15 protein-coding genes, 2 pseudogenes and 1 riboswitch are annotated in these 19,307 nt (G+C 75.5%); of the genes and pseudogenes, 10 read left to right on the forward strand and 7 right to left on the reverse strand.

Going from position 1 to position 19,307, the window contains the following annotated elements:
• Nucleotides 1-102 precede the first annotated feature (102 nt).
• Entirely contained in the window at nucleotides 103-609 is a 507-nt protein-coding gene (locus ACIQG9_RS07560) for a DUF402 domain-containing protein (protein WP_400399073.1), read from the reverse strand.
• Between the two features lie 140 nt (nucleotides 610-749).
• Between ACIQG9_RS07560 and ACIQG9_RS07565 the strand changes: the two are divergent.
• Nucleotides 750-2,111 (forward strand): annotated as a pseudogene (locus tag ACIQG9_RS07565) (ATP-dependent DNA helicase); the annotation flags it as partial.
• 120 nt (nucleotides 2,112-2,231) lie between these two features.
• Nucleotides 2,232-2,918, forward strand: a pseudogene (locus ACIQG9_RS07570) (ATP-dependent DNA helicase); the annotation flags it as partial.
• 47 nt (nucleotides 2,919-2,965) lie between these two features.
• On the opposite strand, the gene ACIQG9_RS07575 reads toward ACIQG9_RS07570, so the two are convergent.
• Entirely contained in the window at nucleotides 2,966-4,264 is a 1,299-nt protein-coding gene (locus tag ACIQG9_RS07575) for an AI-2E family transporter (protein ID WP_400399074.1), read from the reverse strand.
• A gap of 160 nt (nucleotides 4,265-4,424) precedes the next feature.
• Between ACIQG9_RS07575 and ACIQG9_RS07580 the strand changes: the two genes are divergently transcribed.
• Entirely contained in the window at nucleotides 4,425-4,772 is a 348-nt protein-coding gene (locus tag ACIQG9_RS07580) for a GroES family chaperonin (RefSeq protein ID WP_400399075.1), read from the forward strand.
• Between the two features lie 86 nt (nucleotides 4,773-4,858).
• Complete coding sequence (locus ACIQG9_RS07585) at nucleotides 4,859-5,026, forward strand: hypothetical protein (RefSeq protein WP_400399076.1); 168 nt, start codon at nucleotides 4,859-4,861, stop codon at nucleotides 5,024-5,026.
• Nucleotides 5,027-5,085: 59 nt separating this feature from the next.
• On the opposite strand, the gene ACIQG9_RS07590 is transcribed toward ACIQG9_RS07585, so the two are convergent.
• Nucleotides 5,086-6,534, reverse strand: coding sequence for a PrsW family intramembrane metalloprotease (locus ACIQG9_RS07590; RefSeq protein ID WP_400399077.1), 1,449 nt, complete (start codon nucleotides 6,532-6,534; stop codon nucleotides 5,086-5,088).
• A gap of 66 nt (nucleotides 6,535-6,600) precedes the next feature.
• Nucleotides 6,601-6,722: riboswitch (SAM riboswitch) on the forward strand.
• 52 nt (nucleotides 6,723-6,774) lie between these two features.
• On the opposite strand from ACIQG9_RS07590, the gene ACIQG9_RS07595 reads away from it, so the two are divergent.
• Entirely contained in the window at nucleotides 6,775-8,049 is a 1,275-nt protein-coding gene (locus tag ACIQG9_RS07595; protein WP_400399078.1) for an aminotransferase class V-fold PLP-dependent enzyme, read from the forward strand.
• 12 nt (nucleotides 8,050-8,061) lie between these two features.
• Here ACIQG9_RS07595 and ACIQG9_RS07600 read toward each other — a convergent pair whose 3' ends face one another.
• A complete protein-coding gene (locus ACIQG9_RS07600; protein ID WP_400399290.1) occupies nucleotides 8,062-9,321 on the reverse strand; it encodes an aromatic acid exporter family protein in 1,260 nt (419 codons plus the stop codon).
• Between the two features lie 99 nt (nucleotides 9,322-9,420).
• On the opposite strand from ACIQG9_RS07600, the gene ACIQG9_RS07605 reads away from it, so the two are divergent.
• Nucleotides 9,421-10,056, forward strand: a complete 636-nt coding sequence (locus tag ACIQG9_RS07605; RefSeq protein ID WP_400399079.1) for a metal-dependent phosphohydrolase — start codon at nucleotides 9,421-9,423, stop codon at nucleotides 10,054-10,056.
• Here the strand turns inward: ACIQG9_RS07605 and ACIQG9_RS07610 are convergent.
• Nucleotides 9,982-10,344: a DUF4031 domain-containing protein gene (locus ACIQG9_RS07610; RefSeq protein ID WP_400399080.1), complete on the reverse strand. Its 363-nt coding sequence runs from the start codon at nucleotides 10,342-10,344 to the stop codon at nucleotides 9,982-9,984. The two genes, ACIQG9_RS07605 and ACIQG9_RS07610, sit on opposite strands and share 75 nt — an antisense overlap.
• A 35-nt stretch (nucleotides 10,345-10,379) precedes the next feature.
• Here ACIQG9_RS07610 and ACIQG9_RS07615 point away from each other — a divergent pair, with 35 nt between their 5' ends.
• Entirely contained in the window at nucleotides 10,380-11,780 is a 1,401-nt protein-coding gene (locus ACIQG9_RS07615; RefSeq protein WP_400399081.1) for an FAD-binding oxidoreductase, read from the forward strand.
• Between the two features lie 22 nt (nucleotides 11,781-11,802).
• On the opposite strand, the gene ACIQG9_RS07620 is transcribed toward ACIQG9_RS07615, so the two are convergent.
• Entirely contained in the window at nucleotides 11,803-13,635 is a 1,833-nt protein-coding gene (locus ACIQG9_RS07620; RefSeq protein WP_400399082.1) for a glycerol-3-phosphate dehydrogenase/oxidase, read from the reverse strand.
• 114 nt (nucleotides 13,636-13,749) lie between these two features.
• Between ACIQG9_RS07620 and ACIQG9_RS07625 the strand changes: the two genes are divergently transcribed.
• From ACIQG9_RS07625 to ACIQG9_RS07635, 3 genes are all read left to right on the forward strand, one after another.
• Nucleotides 13,750-16,209, forward strand: a complete 2,460-nt coding sequence (locus ACIQG9_RS07625; protein ID WP_400399083.1) for a S8 family serine peptidase — start codon at nucleotides 13,750-13,752, stop codon at nucleotides 16,207-16,209.
• Nucleotides 16,210-16,255: 46 nt separating this feature from the next.
• Nucleotides 16,256-17,182, forward strand: coding sequence for a GNAT family N-acetyltransferase (locus tag ACIQG9_RS07630; protein ID WP_400399084.1), 927 nt, complete (start codon nucleotides 16,256-16,258; stop codon nucleotides 17,180-17,182).
• Between the two features lie 99 nt (nucleotides 17,183-17,281).
• Nucleotides 17,282-17,527: a hypothetical protein gene (locus tag ACIQG9_RS07635; RefSeq protein WP_400399085.1), complete on the forward strand. Its 246-nt coding sequence runs from the start codon at nucleotides 17,282-17,284 to the stop codon at nucleotides 17,525-17,527.
• A 57-nt stretch (nucleotides 17,528-17,584) separates the two neighbouring features.
• On the opposite strand, the gene groL is transcribed toward ACIQG9_RS07635, so the two are convergent.
• A complete protein-coding gene (gene groL / locus ACIQG9_RS07640; protein ID WP_400399086.1) occupies nucleotides 17,585-19,207 on the reverse strand; it encodes a chaperonin GroEL in 1,623 nt (540 codons plus the stop codon).
• Nucleotides 19,208-19,307: the final 100 nt, after the last annotated feature.

Below are 19,307 nucleotides of genomic sequence, written 5' to 3' on the forward strand. Positions count from 1 at the left end.
ACGCTGCTGAGCGGGCAGGCCGCCACCCGGCGAACAGGCAGGCCGCCACCCGGTGCACAGGCAGGCCGCCACGCTGGTGAACAGGGGCCGGGCGCGGCCCGGTCAGACCACCAGGGCCAGCCACTTCCGGTACGTGGTGGCGAACGGCTCGGTGCCGTCGCCGAGGGCGGTCAGCAGCCGGGCCGCCGCGGCCTGCGCCTCGGCCACCACGTCGTCCGGGTAGCCGAAGCGGACCCGGTGTTCGGCGAACTCGTCCTCGTCGCGCAGCTCCACCAGGCCGGTGGTGCGCCGGCGCACCACGTCCAGGTCGAGGTCGACCAGGTGGACGGTGTCGTCGCCCTGCCAGCGGGCCGGGGTGGTGATGTCGCAGTAGACCTCGCTGGTCCTCGGCGGCGGGTTGAACATGCCCGTCCACCAGGCCTGGCGCGGCACCAACAGGACGAAGGGGATCTGCTCCACCGAGGGCCGGCCGTGGTAGACCGACTCCGTACCGGCCGGCACCCCCAGCCACACCCCGAGGTCGTCCTCGGTGAGCCGGCGGGCCGGGTAGTCGCGGTGGGCGCTGCCGTCGTACTTGCGGTAGATCACACGGACCATGTCGCTCGGCATGAGTCGCACCCTAGCCGATTCCGCCCACCCGTCGCCGCACGGACGTTACCGCCCACGGTGGGCGGCAGTCCGGGTGCTGCACGCGCGCCACGCGGGGCAGCGGCACACCCGCTGTCGGCGGCGGCGGGTACCGTCGCACGGTGACTCCGCCCCGCACCGCCGCCGGCCCCAGCACCCCGTCGGCCCGCTCCGGCCGGCGTCGCGGCGGCCGGCCGAGCGGCACCGAGCTGCTCGCGGCGGCGGTGGGCGCGGTCCCCGGCGGGGCGGCCCGGCCGGGCCAGCAGCAGATGACCGAGGCGATCGAGCACAGTGTCGCCACCCGCGAGCACCTGTTGGTCCAGGCCGGCACCGGCACCGGCAAGTCGCTGGCCTACCTGGCCCCGGCGCTGACCGTGGACGGCCCGGTGGTGGTCTCCACCGCCACCCTGGCGTTGCAGTCCCAGTTGGTCGAGCACGACCTGCCCCGGCTCGCGGACGCGGTCGAGCCGCTGCTCGGCCGCCGCCCCACCTTCGCCGTCCTCAAGGGCCGGCACCACTACCTCTGCCTGGCCCGGCTGGACAACTCCACCGAGGACGAGCCGGAGGACACTCTCTTCGACGCCCCGGCGGCCCGGCCCGGTGGCGCGACGAAGTGGCTCGGCGAGGCCGGCCGGCTGGGCAAGCAGATCCAGCGGCTGCGCGACTGGGCCGAGAAGACCGACACCGGCGACCGGGACGAGCTGGATCCGGGCGTCGACGACCAGACCTGGCGGCTGGCCTCGATGCCGGCCCGGGAGTGCGTGGGGGCCTCCCGCTGCCCGTTCGGCGCGGAGTGCTTCGCCGAGGCGTCCCGGGCCCGGGCCCGGGAGGCCGACGTCGTGGTCACCAACCACAGCCTGCTCGCGGTGGACATGCTGGCCGGCCGGCACATCGTCCCGCCGCACAAGCTGCTGATCGTCGACGAGGCGCACGAGCTGGCCGACCGGGTCTCCTCGGCCGCCCAGGCCGAGCTGGTCCCCGAACTGATCGACCGGTCCGCCCGGCGGGCCCGGCCGCTGCTGCGTCCGGACGTCGCCGACCGGCTCACCGAGGCCGGCGAAGCGCTCGCCGTCGGGCTGGCCGAGGCACCCGCCGGCCGGCTCACCGCCGGGCTGCCCGGCCCGCTGCGCGAGGCGTGCACCCTGCTCGACGCGGCCACCCGGGCCGCCCTGGACGCGGTCGGCGACGTCAAGGCCGACGACCCGGACCCGGTGCGCAAGCAGCAGGCCAAGGCGGTGCTGGACGAACTCTCCACCACCGCCCAGCGGCTACTGGAGGAGGCCGACCACGACGTGGCCTGGGTGGAGAAGCCCGACAACGGCAGCCGCCGGGCGCTGGTGGTCGCGCCGCTGTCGGTCGCCGGCACCCTCGCCACCCACCTGTACGACGAGCGCACCGTGGTCGCCACCTCGGCGACGCTGGCGCTGGGCGGCCGGTTCGACACGGTGGCCCGGGCGCTCGGCCTGGACGCGCCCCCGCCCGCCCCGCCGTCGCCGGCCGCCGCCGCGCTGGCCAGCGCCAGCGCGGGCCGGTCGACCTCGGCCGTCCCGGCCACCGGTGGGGTGGCGACGGCACCGGGCAGCCGGGCCGCCACCGGTGTCGTCCCGGCCACCTCGGGGCCCGGCTGGTCCTCCCTCGACGTCGGCTCGCCGTTCGACTACGCCCGGCAGGGCATCCTGTACGTCGCCGCGCACCTGCCCCGGCCCAGCGTCTCCGGGCTGCCCGACGCGGCCGGCGAGGAGCTGCTGGCACTGGTCGGCGCGCTCGGTGGCCGTACCCTCGGGCTCTTCTCCTCCCGGCGGGCCGCGCAGCAGGCCGCGGAGCTGGTCCGGGCCCGCACCGACCTGCCGGTGCTGCTCCAGGGCGAGGAGGCGCTGCCGCTGCTGGTCCGCCGGTTCCGGGAGGAGCGGTCGAGCTGCCTGTTCGGGGTGATGTCGCTCTGGCAGGGGGTGGACGTGCCGGGTGACTCCTGCCAGCTCGTGGTGATCGACCGGCTGCCCTTCCCGCGCCCCGACGAGCCGCTCGCGGCGGCCCGGGCGGCGGCGGTGGACGCCGGCGGCGGCTCCGGCTTCTCGGCGGTGAGCGTGCCGATCGCCGCGGTACGGCTGGCCCAGGGGGTCGGCCGGCTGATCCGGGCCACCGGCGACCGGGGGGTGGTGGCGGTCCTCGACTCGCGGCTGGAGACGGCCCGGGGCTACGGCCCGTTCCTGCGCCGTTCACTGCCCCCGTTCTGGTACACCACCCGGCCCGAGGTGGCCCGGGGTGCCCTGGAACGCCTCGCCAAGGCGTGACCCGCGCAAGCCGCGCGCCCCGAGGGGTCGCGCGGCTTGCGGGTCGGTCAGGGTGCCTGGGCGGCGACCACCACGGCGTCCGGCGGGGTGTCCGGCACGGTACGGGCGGCGAGCCGGCGGACGGCGGTGTTGAGCACCGCGATCAGCGGCACCGCGACCAGCGCGCCGGTGATGCCCGCCAGGACCACACCGGCGGCGATCCCGATGATCACCGCGAGCGGGTGGATGGCCACCGCCCGGCCCATGATCAGCGGCTGCAGCAGGTGGCCCTCCACCTGCTGCACGCCGATCACCACGCCCAGGATGATCAGGGCGGTCACCGGGCCGCTGTCGACCAGCGCCACCAGCACCGCCACCCCACCGGAGAGGGTGGCGCCGACGATCGGGATGAACGCGCCCAGGAAGACCAGCGCGGCCAGCGGGAACGCGAACGGGATGTCGAAGACGACCAGGAAGATGCCGATGCCCACCGCGTCGATGAACGCCACCAGCACGGTGGCCCGCACGTAGGCGCCCAGCGTCGCCCAGGACGCGCGGCCGGCGTCGTCGACCTTCCACCGGGCGGCCACCGGCAGCAGGCGGACCAGGAACCGCCAGATCTTGCTGCCGTCGCGCAGGAAGAAGAAGGTGGCGAAGAGCACCAGGACGGCGCCGGTGAGCACCTCGGCCAGCGTGGCGGCGGTGGAGAGGGCGCCGCTGGTGAACTTCTCGGTGTTGCCGTTGATCCAGCCCTGCGCCTCTTCGATGTAGCGGTTGAGCTGGCCGTCGGACAGGTGCAGCGGGCCGGTCTTGAGCCAGTCCTGGATCTGCCGGACCCCCTGCGACGACTTCTCGCTCAGCTCCGGCACGCCCTGGATGAACTCGTTGACCACCAGGGTCAGCGTGCCGACCACCGCGGCCAGGCCGCCGACCAGCACCACGCCGGTCGCCAGCGACCTGGGGAACCGGGCCTTGAGCAGCCAGCCCACCGCCGGGGCGAGCAGGGCGGAGAGCAGCAGCGCGACCGCCAGCGGGATGATCACGATGCTGATCGTCCCGACGATCTTCAGTAGCGCCCAGGTGATCACGCCGATCACGATCAGCCGCCACGACCAGGCGGCGGCGATCCGCAGCGCGTGCGGCACGTCGGCGTCGTCCCGGCTGGAGGTGGAGTTGTGCAGCGCCGCAGGCGGCTCCACGCCGACCACCGTCGCCGACGGGGCAGCCACCGGCCCCGGTGACCCGGGCGAGGCCACCCCGGCCCGCTCCGGAGGGTCGACCGGATCGGCACGGCCCGCGCGCACCGACGCTCGTCCGGACTCGTACGCGCGGCGGAGCCGGCCGCGTACCCGCTCGAAACGGCTCAAGCGCACCTCCTCAGGATGAAACCGGGCCGCCCATGACGACGGTCCGGACAGGGTACGTCCGACAGTCGTCACCGTATGCCAGTTCCGCCACACATTGCCCCGGGCCGGGTCCGCCGAACCACCGGGCGGACGCCACCGGGCCACGCGGTAGCGTCTTCGCGTGACCGCCGACCAGAACCTCGACTCCGGCCTGCCGATCCGCCTGCTGCACGACCGGGTGCTGGTCCGGGTCGACGGCAGCGAGGGTGAGCGCCGCTCCACCGCGGGCATCGTCATCCCGGCCACCGCCGCCGTCGGCAAGCGGCTGGCCTGGGCCACCGCAATGGGGGTGGGTCCGCACGTCCGCGCCATCGTCGCCGGTGACCGGGTGCTGTTCGACCCCGACGACCGCTCCGAGGTCGAGCTGCACGGCCGCGGGTACGTCCTGCTCCGCGAGCGCGACGTGCACGCCGTCGCCGCCGAGCGGGTGGAGACCGACTCCACCGGCAACACCGGCCTCTACCTGTAGCCGTCCCGTCCCGATCGCGGGGCGTCGCCGTTTGTGTCGCTTCCCGGCGGGAAGCCAGGCACGTCTAGGCGCCCTGGGGAGGGACGATGCCGGTATTCCTGAAGAAGCTGCTGCTCTGGGGCAGCGTCGCCTTCCTGATCTACTTCATGGCGTTCCGCCCGGACGGGGCGGCGCAGCTCTTCAAGGGGATCGGGGCGGCCCTGATGGCGCTGGCCCAGGGCCTCGGCGACTTCCTCACCGGCCTGATGAGCTGAGCCCGCCACCCGGCGGACCGGACGACGGGCTCGACGACCTAACCGGTGCGGCGGACCGTTCAGTGGCCGCCGGGCGGCCACGGGGCGGCCGGCCGGGGGCCGTGCCAGCCGGGCGGGCCGTAGCCCGCCGGGTACGCCGGGGACGGCGGCGGGGCCAGTACCACCGGGATCGGCACCACCGGGGAGTCCGGCGCCTCGACCGTGCGCTGCGCGCCGTCCGGGAAGCGCAGGTGGTAGCGCTGCCCGTCCCAGACCCCCACCGGCGTCTGCGGATCCCGGCCGACGAAGAACGACCGGTACGCCGCGATCGTCTCCAGCAACTGCCGTTCCTCCCGCAGCGTCCGGTCCCGCTCCGCCGGCTTGCGGTCCAGCCCCCGGCGCATCCCGTCGCGCAGCAGCGCCAGTCTGGTCGCCGCGAACTGGTAGCCGCGCATCGCCCGGAGGCCGGCGTCGCCACCGACCCGGCGGGCCCAGGTACGGGCGGCGTGCCGGCGGCCCAGGCTGCCCAGCGCGGCCACCTCGGGCGGGGTGAGCCAGCCCGCCCGGACGTAGTCCGGCAGGGTCCGCTCGGTCAGCCGGCCCTCCCAGGCGCGCAGCCAGACCGCGAAGCCGACCATGCCGAAGAAGATCGGCACCATCACCGCCACCATGCCGTAGAAGAAGATCACCGCCTGTCCGGTGGCCTGGACCAGCGTCGGGATCAGGTTCCAGGTGCCGTGCAGCATCATCGCCAGCAGCAGGCCGGCGACCGGGGCGAGCACCCGCACCCGCCGGTCGGCCGTCCGGGCGGCGATGCCCAGCCCCACCCCGGTCATCGAGGTGAACAGCGGGTGGGCGAAGCCGAAGAAGAGGATCCGCGAGATGAAGATGACGATCACGTTGCGTACGCCGGTGGCCGGCCCCCACTGGTCGACGCCCGAGGCGTAGCCGAGGCCGCCCAGGTAGAGGATGTTCTCCACCATGGCGAACCCGACCGCGGAGAGCCCGCAGTAGACCAGGCCGTCGGTGATCCCCGACCACTCCCGACGCCGGAAGACCAGCAGCAGGATCGGGCCCAGGGCCTTGGTCAGCTCCTCGATGAACGGGGCGACCAGCACCCCGGTCAGCGACGACGACACGCCCCAGTCCTTGAACAGCGCGGCGGCGGCGTTGTTGACGTTCAGCGAGGCGGCGGTGGAGACGAAAGCACCCCAGACGAAGCAGAAGATCAGGTACTTGAGCGGCTCGGGCTCGTAGCGGTCGAGCCAGAGGAAGCAGGCCACCAGGACCGGCACCGGCAGGATCGCCGCGGCCACCCCGACCAGCAGCGCGTCCAGGCCCAGGTTGGCGCCGAGCGTGTAGAGCATGTAGACCGCGCAGGCCGCGATGAGCAGCACCACCCCGGCCAGCGCCAGGAACCGCCGCCAGCCGAGGCGGCGCAGCGGCATCCGGGGCGCGGCCCCGCTCGGCGGCGGGACGGCGGCGGGCGCGGTCGGCGGCGGGGGCCCGCCGGGCGGGGTGTCGGCCATGCGAATCAGCGTAGTCATCGCCGGCCCGCTTGGCCGGGCGCTCCGGCGGTGGCTATGCTGCGGCCAGGTCACGAGCGCCAGCGTCAAGCCCCGGCCTGCTGGCCGGCAACCCTCGTCGAGGTTCGCGGTGGGGTGCCCCGGGTGATGACCGGGCCCAGCCCGATCCGCGAGCTGGGCAAGCGCGGACCCCGTCCCGGTGTGCCCACCCCCGGGGTCCCCAGGACCCCTGGAGGCGTCGTCATGGCCGTCACCCTCGTCCCACCCGCCCCGTACCCGCCGGCTCCGGCGGCGACCGCCGGGGCGGACCCGCTCGCCGTGCTCGGCGTACCCGGGCAGGTCAACCTGGACCATGCCGCCAGCGCGCCGTGCGCGCGGGCCGCGGCCGACGCGGTGGCCGAGCTGCTGCCCTGGTACGCCAGCGTGCACCGGGGCGCGGGAGCGCTGTCGCGGCGCTGCACGCTGGCCTACGAGCGGGCCCGGCAGACCGTCGGCGACTTCCTCGGCGCCCGCCCCGACGACCACGTGGTCTTCACCCGCAACACCACCGACGCGCTGAACCTGCTGTCCCGGGCGCTGCCCGCCGGCACCACCGTGGTCACCTTCGCCGCCGAGCACCACGCCAACCTGCTGCCCTGGCCGCGCGGCTCGGTACGGCTGCCGGTGCCGGCGAGCCCCGCCGGGGCGGTCCGGGCGCTGGACGCCGCCCTCACCGAGCTGCGCCGGGGCACGGCGGCCACCCCGGTGCTGGTGGCGGTGACCGGGGCGAGCAACGTGACCGGGGAACGCTGGCCGGTGGCCGAGCTGGCCCGGGTGGCCCGCCGGCACGACGCCCGGACCGTCGTCGACGCCGCCCAGCTCGCCCCGCACGCGCCGGTCGACGCCGCCGCGCTGGACGTCGACTACCTGGCCGTCTCCGGCCACAAACTGTACGCCCCGTTCGGCGCGGGGGTGCTGCTCGGCCGGGCCGACTGGCTGGACGCCGCCCCGCCGTACCTGGCCGGTGGGGGTGCCACCAGCCACGTCGGGTCGGCCACCCACGAGGTGCGCTGGACCACCGGCCCCGCCCGGCACGAGGGCGGTACCCCGAACCTGCTCGGCGCGGTCGCCCTCGCCGCGGTCTGTCAGTCGCTGGCCGGGGCCGACCGGGACGCGCTGCACGCCCACGAGCAGCGGCTACTGACCCGACTCCGCGCCGGGCTGGCCGCCCTGCCGGGCGCGGTGGAGCTGCGCGCCTTCGGCCCGGACGCGCCCCGGGTCGGCATCGTCTCGTTCGTGCTCGCCGGCCGGGACTCCGCCGAGGTGGCCGCCGAGCTGGCCCGGGAGCACCGGATCGGGCTGCGCGACGGGCTGTTCTGCGCCCACCCGCTGGCCCGGCGGCTGCTCGCCGAGGCGGCGGCCCGCAGCGGACGCGCCGACCTGCCGCCGACCGCGCTGCGGGCCAGTGTGGGGCTGGGCAGCACGCCCGTGGACGTGGACCTCCTGCTGGCCGGCCTCGGCGCGCTCGCGCCGCGCTGACCGGGCCGGGCGCTAGCCGAGCGGCGGGGCGGTCGGGGGCTTCGGCGGGGCGTTGTGCTCAGCCGGGGTGCCGTCCGGTTTGTCCTGGTCGCCGAATGCCTGCCGGACCAGCCGGTTGGCCTCCTCCTGGTCGATGCCGGAGGCGACGATCAGGTCACTGGCGGTGGTACGCACCTGGGCGACCACCACGCTGCCGGAGAAGCCGACCCCCTGCGTGTACGCCCGGCCGGCCTCGCTGACCGCGCGCAGCGACCGCTCGCGGGCCTTCTGCGGCTCCTCGCCGACGGCGAACTCGTGCCGCAGCAGGCGGACCGACTCGGCCAGGTGGGCCACCGCCTCGGGCATCGGCTCGGGCACCGGCTCCTCGTCCTCGATCATGGTGACCGCGCGCCGGATCAGGGTGCCGGTGTTACGCATCGCCCGGTCGATCGGGTCGGCGGCCTCGGCGTAGTGGGTCAGTTCGCTGCGCCGGTGCCACCGGGCCGGCGAGAGCGTGCTGGTCTCCTTCGCCCCCTCGATCGCCTCGGTGAAGGTGGCCAGCTCCTCCTTGTTCTCCCGGAGCCGTTCCAGGGCCCGCTGGGCGGTGGACCGGTCCCGCTCGCGCAGCGCCTGGGCGCAGACGTCGAGCTGGCCGGAGAGCAGATCCAGCGCCGGCCGGGCGGCCCGGTTGATCACCCGGAGCGGGTTGAGGGGCAGCAGGAGCGCCGTGACCAGCAGCGCGATACCGCCACCGACGAACGCGTCGATGAACCGGGGCAGCTCCAGGTTCGCGGTGGACGGGCTGAGGGTGACGATCAGCACCGCCGTGGCGGCGGCCTGGATCACGATCGCCACACTCGCGCCGAAGAAGATGGTGAGCAGGATCGCGGCGGTCACCACCAACCCGAGCTGCCACCCCCCGGTGCCCAGGAAGTAGATCAGGACGTCGCCGAGGAACACCCCGACCGCCACCCCGATGATCAGCTCGACGGTCCGGCGCAGCCGCTGGCCCACCGACGCGGCCAGCGTGCCCACCGCCGAGATCGGCGCGAAGACCGGCTGCGGGTTGCCCAGCAGGTGGTGGGAGACGATCCAGGCCAGCGCGGCGGCCAGCCCGGCCTGCACGGCCAGCCCCATCGCCATCCGGACCCGGTGCAGTCGGTCGTGCAGGGTCGCCCTGCTGCGCTGGCGTAGCTGATCCATCGCCGCGGCGATCCGGGCCGAGTCGGCGTCCGTCACGCCGTCGCGCAGGCCGGCGCGTCGGATCAGTGACGGTCGTCGGTCCCGGGCCACGGCCATGGCGGGGACTACCCGGGGCACACCGCTTCATCCGCGCCGGGTGCCGCGGATCTGCCGGGTGGCCTCCGGCCAGGGTGCGGCAGACTCGGCGGGGTGACCGAGCTGATCGACCGGTGGCGGACGGCGGCCCGCACCGCCGGGGCGACCGACACCCCGGCGCTGGCCGCCGCCGGAACGGCGCTGCTGACCCGCTGGCGGGAGCCGCACCGGCGCTACCACACCGACCGTCACCTGCGGGCGGTGCTGGCCGTGGTGGACCGGTACGCCGACCTCGCCGACCGGCCGGAACTGGTCCGGCTCGCCGCCTGGACCCACGACGCCGTCTACGACCCACGGGCCGGCGGGGACGCCAACGAACGGGCCAGCGCGGAACTGGCCAGCGGGCTGCTCACCGGGCTCGGCGTGCCGGCCGCCACGGTGGCCGAGGTCCGCCGGCTGGTGCTGCTCACCGCCGGGCACGCGGTCGCCCCCGGCGACCACGACGGCGCGCTGCTCTGCGACGCCGACCTGTCGATCCTGGCCGCGCCCGCCGAGCGGTACGACGGGTACGCCGCCGCGATCCGCGCCGAGTACGCACACGTACCGGAGCCGGACTTCCGCGCCGGCCGGGCGCGGGTCCTCGACGGCCTGCTCGCCCTGCCCGCCCTCTTCCGGCTACCCCCGCTGGCCGGCCGGTGGGAGGCCGCCGCCCGCGCCAACCTCACCCGCGAACTGGCCACCCTGCGCTGACCGGCCCAGCGGACCGGGGGCGGTGCGGCGGGCGAGGTGTCTGGGTCGACGCAGGCCCGCGGCGTACAGCAGGCGCACGATCTCCCGGCCGGGCACCACCCGGGCGCCGAGCCAGACCGCCATGGCGAACCGGTCCGCCGGGATGTCGTAGTGGTCCCGGTCGAAGCCGCGCCGGGGCACGCCGAGCACCTCGGCGAAGACGTGCAGCTCGGCCGGGGAGACGTCGCTGATCAGGTGCGACCAGAGCCGCCCCCGCCACGGCCAGGCCGGCCGGTCCAGGTACAGCATGGCGGCCAATCTAGCCGCCGGTTAGCCTTCCCCGCATGGCTGGATCCCCCCTCCTCGACGACCTGCGGGCGGCGCTCGGCGACGACGCCGTCCACACCGATCCGGACCTGCTCCGGATGCACCAGCGCGACGAGGCGGACCTCTGCGCGGCCGGCATGCCGCTGGCCGTCGTCCGCCCCCGCGACACCGGCGAGGTGGTGGCGGTGGTCCGGGCGGCGGCCCGGCACGGCGTACCGGTGGTGCCGCAGGGGGCGCGGACCGGGCTGGCCGGCGCGGCGAACGCGGTGGACGGCGCGGTGGTGCTGAGCACCGTCGCGATGGACCGGATCCGGGAGATCGACCCGGTGGCCCGGCTCGCCGTCGTGCAGCCCGGGGTGGTGAACGCGACGCTGGCCGGGGCGGTCCGCGAGCAGGGGCTCTACTACCCGCCGGACCCGGGCTCCTGGGAGTCGTCCACCATCGGCGGCAACGTCGCCACCAACGCCGGCGGGATGTGCTGCGTCAAGTACGGGGTGACCACCGAGTACGTCCTCGGGCTGGAGGTGGTGCTCGCCTCCGGCGAGGTGCTGCGCACCGGCCGGCGTACCGCCAAGGGCGTCGCCGGGTACGACCTGACCCGGCTCTTCGTCGGCTCCGAGGGCACCCTGGGCGTGATCACCGAGGTCACCGTGTCGCTGCGGCCCGCGCCCGAGGAGTCGCTGACCATGGTGGCGGTCTTCGGCTCCACCGCCGAGGCGGGCACGGCGGTGGCCGGGATCGCCGCGAACGGGCTCACCCCGAGCCTGCTGGAACTGCTCGACCGCACGCACCTGCGGGCGATCGAGGCGTACCGGCCGATGGGGTTGCGGACCGACGCGCAGGCGCTGCTGCTCGCCGCCGCGGACACCGGCCCCCGGGCGGCGGACGACCTGGCCCGGCTCGCCGAGGTCTGCGAGGCGGCCGGGGCCGAGGAGGTCTACGCGGCCACCGACGCGGTGGAGGCGGCGGCGCTGCTCCAGGCCCGCCGGCTGGCCCACCCGGCGATGGAGAAGTTCGCCGCGGACACCTTCCCGGACGGCAACGGCGGCCTGGTGATCGACGACGTGGCGGTGCCGCGCGGGTCGCTCGCCGCGCTCCTCGACGGGGTGGCCCGGATCGCCGAGGAGTGCGACGTGCCGATCGGGGTGGTCGGCCACGCCGGAGACGGCAACCTGCACCCGAACATCGTGGTCGACCGGGCCGACCCGGCGAGCCTGGACCGGGGCCGGCGGGCCTTCGACGCGATCATGCGGCTCGGGCTGGAACTCGGCGGCACCTGCACCGGCGAGCACGGCGTCGGGCTGCTCAAGCGGGACTGGCTGGCCCGCGAGATCGGCCCGGTGGGCGTCCGGGTGCACCAGGCGATCAAGGCGGCGCTGGACCCGACCGGGTTGCTCAACCCGGGCAAGGTGCTCTGAGCGCGCCCGCGCGGCGGCGGGGTCAGCGGGACGAGGTGGGCAGTTCGGCGCTGTCGCCGTCGACACCCCGGTCGGCGGCGAAACCCCGGACGTCGGGCGCCCCGAGCCGGGCCGCGTCGGCGGTCGCGTCGTCCGGCATCGACTGGGACTCCCGCTCCGCCTCGACCCGGGCCCGGTAGTGCGCGACCTCCCGCGCCCGGGTGGCCGCGTCCCAGCCGAGCACCGCGCCCATCAGCTCCGCGGTGTGCCCGGCCGACTCCAGCCCCCGGTGCGTCGTCTCGAAGGAGATCCGGGTACGCCGGGTCAGCACGTCCTCCAGGTGCAGCGCCCCCTCGGCGCGGGCCGCGTAGGTCACCTCGGCGGCGAGGTATTCCGGGGCGCCGGCCAGCGGCGAGGCGAGCAGTGGATCGGCGTCGATCAGCGCCAGCAGTTCCAGGGCGAGCGTGCCGTACCGCTCCAGCAGGTGCTCGACCACCCCGACCGGAACCCCGTGCCGGCGGGCCAGGTCGGCCCGGTCCCGCCACATCGAGGCGTACCCGTCGGCCCCGAGCAGCGGCAGGTCGGCGGTGCGTGAGGGGCGCACGCCGCCGAGCCGGTGGGCGGCCCGGTCGACCACGTCGGTGGCCATCACCCGGTACGTCGTGTATTTGCCCCCGGCGACCAGCAGCAGCCCGAGCATCGGTTCGAAGACCGCGTGCTCGCGGGAGAGCTTGGAGGTGGAGTCGGCCTCGCCGGCCAGCAGCGGGCGCAGCCCGGCGTAGACGCCCTCGATGTCCGAGGTGGACAGGGGCCGTTCGAGCACCGTGTTGACCTGGTCGAGCAGGTACTGGATGTCGCGGGCGGAGGCGGCCGGGTGGGACCGGTCGAGCCGCCAGTCGGTGTCGGTGGTGCCGATGATCCAGTGCCCGCCCCAGGGGATGACGAAGAGCACGCTGGTCGCGGTACGCAGGATCAGCCCGGCCTCGCCGGTGATCGCGGAGCGGGGCACCACGAGGTGCACTCCCTTGGAGGCGCGGACCCGGATGCCGGGCCGCAGCCCGACGTCGTTGAGCATCCGGGACATGTCGTCGCTCCACACCCCGGTCGCGCCGATGACGGTGCGGGCACGTACCTCGAACTCGGCGTCCGGAGAGCCGGCGGGGGCCTCCAGGTCACGGACCCGGACGCCGGTGACCTCCCGGGCCTGCCGGACCAGGCCGACGGCGCGGGCGCTGGTCACCACGGTGGCGCCGAGGCTGGCCGCGGTGCGGGCCAGGGTCACCACCAACCGGGCGTCGTCGACCTGGCCGTCGTAGTAGCGGATGGCCCCGGCCAGCCCCTCGGCCCGCAGGCTGGGAAAGACGCGACGGGCGCCCTCGCGGGTCAGGTGCCGGTGCAGCGGCATGCCCCGGCCCCCGCCGAACAGCCCGGCGAAGGCGTCGTAGGCGGCCACCCCGGCGCCGTAGTAGGAGCGGCGGAAGAGCCGGGCGGGCAGGTCGCGTAGGCCCTGGCCGGCGGGGAGGGGGACCAGGATCGGCACCGGCCGGACCAGGTGCGGGGCGAGCCGGGTGGCGAGCAGGCCGCGCTCGGTCAGCGCCTCGTGCACCAGGTGGAACTCCAGTTGCTCCAGGTAGCGCAGGCCGCCGTGGATCAGCTTGCTGGACCGGCTGGAGGTGCCGGCGGCGAAGTCGCGGGCCTCGACCAGGGCGACCTTGAGCCCCCGGGAGGCGGCGTCCAGGGCCGCGCCCGCCCCGGTCACCCCGCCGCCGATGACCAGCACGTCGAACCGCTCGGCCCGGAGCCGGCGCAGGTCCTCGGCGCGGCGCTGCGGGGAGAGTTGGCCGGCGGCGGATCGGGTCACGTTGGGGTCGCGCACCCGTCCACCGTAACCGGCCCGGACCGCCCGCAGCAGGCCCGGAGCTCGCCGAGATCAGCCCGGGTGCGGCGCGACCGACGCCGGTGCCGGGCCGGGACGTCGTACTGTTTCCGGATGCTGGCCGACACACCACCGCCGCCGGGCTACGGCGCCTCGCCCGGCACCGAGCGGCCCACCGGCCCGTGGCCGGTGGTGGCCGCCGCACTGGCCGGTGGCTGGACGGTCACCCTCACCGTGCTGCTACAGGCCGTGGGCTGGACGGTCGAGCAGGTGCTGGTGGCCGGCGGGCGGGACCGGTGGGTGTGGCTCTGGCCGGCGATCGCGCTGGTCACCGCCATGCTGGTCGGCATACCCGCGCTGCTGCTGGCCCTGCTCCCCCGCTCGGTGCCGGTCCGGACCACCGGGCGGGCCTGGCTGGCGGCGGCGGTCGCCCTGGCCGCGCTCGGGCTGCTGCGGGCGATTCCGCCGGTGCACCACGAGGGGTACCTCGCCGCCCTGGCCGTGACGGCGGCCCTGCTCGCCGTGCTGGTGGCCCGCACACCCGGTGCGGCCCGTCCCCACCAGGGGACCCGCCGGGCCGGCGCGGACCGGCTCCGGCCCGGCGGCGGCGGTGCCCGGCCCCGGTCGGTCACCCTGTTGGCGGTGGCCGCCGGGTTGGCCCTGCTGCTGCCCTGGGTGTGGCTCGGCGCGCTGGGCGGGTTGCTGGAGACGGTGCTCGCCGCCCTCGCCGCGGCGGCGGTCGGCGGGCTGGCCGGGGCGCTCCTCGACAACGGGTTCTGGTCCCCCTTCGCCGGCGACGGGCCACCCCGGGCCGCGCGTACCGTGCTGGTCGGCGGCCTGGTCGCCGGGGTGGTCCTGCTGCTGCTCGCCGCCGGCACCGGCCAGTCCGGCTCGCAACTTCCCGCGCTGCTGGTCCTGCCGCCGGCCGGTTTCGTGCTGGGCGCCTGCCAGGTCGCGGCCCGCCGGGCCGGAGCGCCGGCCGGGCGGGCACCGGTCCGCTGGCTGGTCGGGCTGGCGGTGTTCGGCCCGCTGGCCCTCACCGACCCGGAGGAGATCTCGATCCTGCTGGCCACCGGCCGCGACGTGCCGTACTGGGTGGCGGTCGCGGCCGGCGTCGGGCTCGCCGTCGCGGCCGGGCTCGCCGTCGGGTACGGCGTGCTGCTCGCCCGCCCGCGCGGGCGGGCCCCCCGCCGGCCGGTCGCCGCCGCGGTCGCCGTGGTCCTGCTGGTCGCGGTCGGCGCGGTCGACCTGGCGGCCGGTCAACCCGGCCTGTACGGCGAACGCCTGCTGGTGGTGCTCCGCGCGCAGGCCGACCTCACCGGGATCCTCGCCGGTGCCCCGGGCCGGGACGGCCGCGACGCCCGGGCCACGGAGGTCTACCGCCGGTTGGTGGCCACCGCCGAGCGGACCCAGGGTGACCTGCGTCGGGACCTGGGCCGGCTGGGCCTCGACCCGACGCCCTACTACCTGGTCAACGCGATCGAGACCGACGGTGGCCCGGCGGTGCGGGCCTGGCTCGCCGGCCGACCGGAGGTGGACCGGGTGCTGGTCAGCCAGCGGCTCCGGCCACTGCCCGCACCGGCCCCGACGACCCGGGGCGACCAACCGGCGCCGTCGGGACCCGAGTGGAACATCCGGATGATCGGCGCCGACCGGGTCTGGTCGGAGTTGGGCGTCACCGGCACCGGGATCGTGGTCGGCAGCTCCGACTCCGGCGTCGACGGCGGCCATCCGGCGCTGGCCGCCAACTTCCGGGGCGGCGACGACTCCTGGTACGACCCGTGGGACCACACCCGCGCCCCGACCGACGCCGGTGGCCACGGCACCCACACCACGGGCAGCGCGGTGGGACGGGGCGGCATCGGGGTGGCCCCCGGTGCGCAGTGGGTGGGCTGCGTCGACCTGGCCCGCAACCTGGGCAGCCCGGCGCACTACCTGGACTGTCTCCAGTTCATGCTGGCGCCCTTCCCGGCCGGCGGCGACCCGTTCACCGACGGCCGGCCGGAGCGGGCGCCGGACGTGCTGACCAACTCGTGGGGCTGCCCGCCAGTGGAGGGCTGCGACCCGGGCGCGTTGCGCCCGGCGACCGCCGCGCTGGACGCCGCCGGCATCCTGGTGGTGGCCGCCGCCGGGAACACCGGGCCGTACTGCGGGTCGATCGTCGACCCGCCGGCGCCGTACCCGGACGTGTTGACGGTGGGCGCGGTCGACGAGCGGCGCGTCGTGACCTCCTTCTCCAGCCGGGGACCGGCCCCGGGCGGGGCGGCCAAACCGGACCTGGTCGCCCCGGGCGCGGCGGTGCGCTCCGCGATGCCCGGCGGCGGGTACGCCACGCTGGACGGCACCTCGATGGCGACGCCGCAGGTGGCGGGCGTGGTGGCGCTGATGTGGTCGGCGAACCCGGCGCTGGTGGGCGACCTCGACCGGACCCGGCGGATCCTGCGCGAGACGGCCACCCCGGCCGGGGCGGGCGCCCGCCCGGACAGCACCGGGGACGGCTGCGGCGGGACGCCGGACATCGCCGGGGCCGGGCTGGTCGACGCGTACGCGGCGGTGCGGGCGGTCCGGGGCTGACCGGGTCTTGCGCCCACCGGTGGTGGTTGATCTAGGGTCGGCGACCATGGAGCCCGACTTCACCCTCGCCGAACTCGCCGCCGACCAGGGGCCTGCCGCCGTCGCGCTCTGCCGACGCGCACTCGACCTGCCGGAGGACGCCGCCGAGGCGGACGCCCTGGTGGACGCCCTCTGGACCCGGGCCGCCGCCGACCGGCCGGTGCTGGCGCTCGGCGCGTACGTCGGGGACGACCTGGTCGGGGTGCTGGTCGGGTCGGTCGGCGCGGCCGACGGGCGGCTCGGGCACGTGGACCTGCTGGCGGTGGCGCCGGACCGGCGTCGCCGGGGGGTCGGGCGGGCGCTGGTGGCCGCGGCCGAGCGGCGGTTCGCCGGCCTCGGCGCGGTGGAGGTGCTGCTGGCCGGGAACCCGCCGTACTACGGCTGGCCGGGCGTGGACGTCCGCTACACCCCGGCGGTGTGCCTGGCCCAGGCGCTCGGCTACCGGCAGGACCGTACGGCGTGGAACATGACGGCCGACCTGTCGTACCCGGACTCGCCGGCGCTGCGTACCACGGAGCCGGCGGAGCGGCGGCTGGCCGGCCAGCGGATCTCGGTACGCCGCGCGGAGCCGGCGGACCTGCCGGCGCTGGCGGCGTTCGCGGCGGCCACCTTCGGCGGGGCCTGGGACGCCGAGTTGGCCGGCTCGGTCGGCCGGGACGGGGCGGGCTGCCACCTGGCCGAGCGGGACGGGGAGATCCTCGGTTTCGCGGCCTGGGGATCGTCGCGGCCGAGCTGGTTCGGGCCGATGGGCACCGCCCCGGCGGCGGCGGGCTCGGGCATCGGCGGGGTGCTGCTGCGCCGCTGCCTGCGGGACCAGCGGGCGGCCGGGATCGGCGCGGCGCAGATCGGCTGGGTCGGGCCGGTGCCGTTCTACTCGGGCAGTGCGGGCGCGCGGATCGAGCGGGTCTTCTTCCTCTACCGTCGGACGCTCTAACCACCCGACATCGGGGCGAAAAGGATATAGGTCCTGATAACGCCGTTCACCCGCGTGGGGTGATCGCCGCCACCTACCGTTCCGGTAGAGGAGGCGGCCATGACCACGGACGAGGAACAGAGCGACGACGTTCAGCGCGCCACCTGGACGGCGACCGGCGACCGGCCCACCTCGGTGCCGTTCGACCGCCGGGACTACGGCGACGCCGAGCAGTTGGCGGAGATGACCTGGGCCGACGACCTGGCGCCCGACGAGCCGGTGGTCGTGGTCGACGAGCCCGTCCCGGTCCCACCGCCGCACGGCCGGGCGGAGCGGCGGCGCAACCGACGACCGCTGCCCCGCTGAACGGGGAAGGGGGCGGACCGCTCGCGCGGCCCGCCCCCTTCGGCGTGGGAACTGGACTCAGAAGTCCATGTCCCCGCCACCCGGGCCAGCCGGGGCGGCCGGGGTCTTCTCCGGCTTGTCCGCCACGACGGCCTCGGTGGTGAGGAAGAGCGCCGCGATCGACGCGGCGTTCTGCAGCGCCGAGCGGGTCACCTTGGCCGGGTCGATGATGCCTGCGGCCAGCAGGTCGACGTACTCACCGCTGGCGGCGTTGAGGCCGTGACCGGCGTCCAGGTTGCGGACGCGCTCCACGACCACGCCACCCTCCAGACCGGCGTTCACGGCGATCTGCCGCAGCGGGGCGTCCAGCGCGATCTTGACGATCTGCGCGCCGGTCGCCTCGTCGCCGGCCAGGTCCAGCTTGTCGAAGGCGGTCTTGCCGGCCTGCACCAGCGCGACGCCACCACCCGGGACGATGCCCTCCTCGACGGCGGCCTTCGCGTTGCGGACGGCGTCCTCGATGCGGTGCTTGCGCTCCTTCAGCTCGACCTCGGTGGCCGCGCCGACCTTGATCACCGCGACACCGCCGGCCAGCTTGGCCAGCCGCTCCTGCAGCTTCTCGCGGTCGTAGTCGGAGTCGCTCTTGTCGATCTCGGCCCGGATCTGGTTGACCCGGCCCTGGATCTGGTCGGCGTCGCCGGCACCGTCGACGATGGTGGTCTCGTCCTTGGTCACCACGACCTTGCGGGCGCGGCCCAGCATGTCGAGGCCGGCGGCGTCCAGCTTGAGGCCGACCTCCTCGCTGATGACCTGGCCACCGGTGAGGATGGCGATGTCGGCGAGCATGGCCTTGCGGCGGTCACCGAAGCCCGGCGCCTTGACGGCGACCGACTTGAAGGTGCCCCGGACCTTGTTGACGACCAGGGTCGCCAGGGCCTCGCCCTCGATGTCCTCGGAGATGATCAGCAGCGGCTTGCCCGACTGCATGACCTTCTCCAGGATCGGGAGCAGGTCCTTCACCGACGAGATCTTGCTGTTGACGATCAGGAGGTACGGGTCGTCGAAGACGGCCTCCATACGCTCCGGGTCGGTCATGAAGTACGCGGAGATGTAGCCCTTGTCGAAGCGCATGCCCTCGGTGAGCTCAAGCTCCAGGCCGAAGGTGTTGCTCTCCTCGACGGTGATGACGCCTTCCTTGCCGACCTTGTCCATCGCCTCGGCGATGATCTCACCGACGGTGCTGTCACCGGCGGAGATGGAGGCGGTGGAGGCGATCTGCTCCTTGGTCTCGACGTCCTTGGCGAGCTTGGACAGCTCCTCCGAGACGCTGGCCACGGCGGCCTCGATGCCCCGCTTCAGGGCCATCGGGTTGGCACCCGCGGCCACGTTGCGCAGGCCCTCGCGGACCAGGGCCTGGGCCAGGACGGTCGCCGTCGTCGTGCCGTCACCGGCGACGTCGTCGGTCTTCTTGGCGACCTCCTTGACCAGCTCGGCGCCGATCTTCTCGTAGGGGTCCTCGAGCTCGATCTCCTTGGCGATGCTCACACCATCGTTGGTGATGGTGGGGGCACCCCACTTCTTCTCGAGCACGACGTTGCGGCCCTTGGGGCCGAGGGTCACCTTCACGGCGTCGGCGAGCTGGTTCATGCCCCGCTCGAGGCCGCGGCGCGCCTCTTCGTCGAACGCGATCATCTTGGCCATACGGCGTTGTCCTCCTGGACACTCACGGGCCACCCGAGTTGTGACCCGGGTGGGCCGCCTGGTGTACGCACCTTGGGACGTCGCCACCTGGCGACGACGA

It is taken from the genome of Micromonospora sp. NPDC092111, from assembly GCF_044755745.1.
Taxonomy (GTDB): domain Bacteria; phylum Actinomycetota; class Actinomycetes; order Mycobacteriales; family Micromonosporaceae; genus Micromonospora.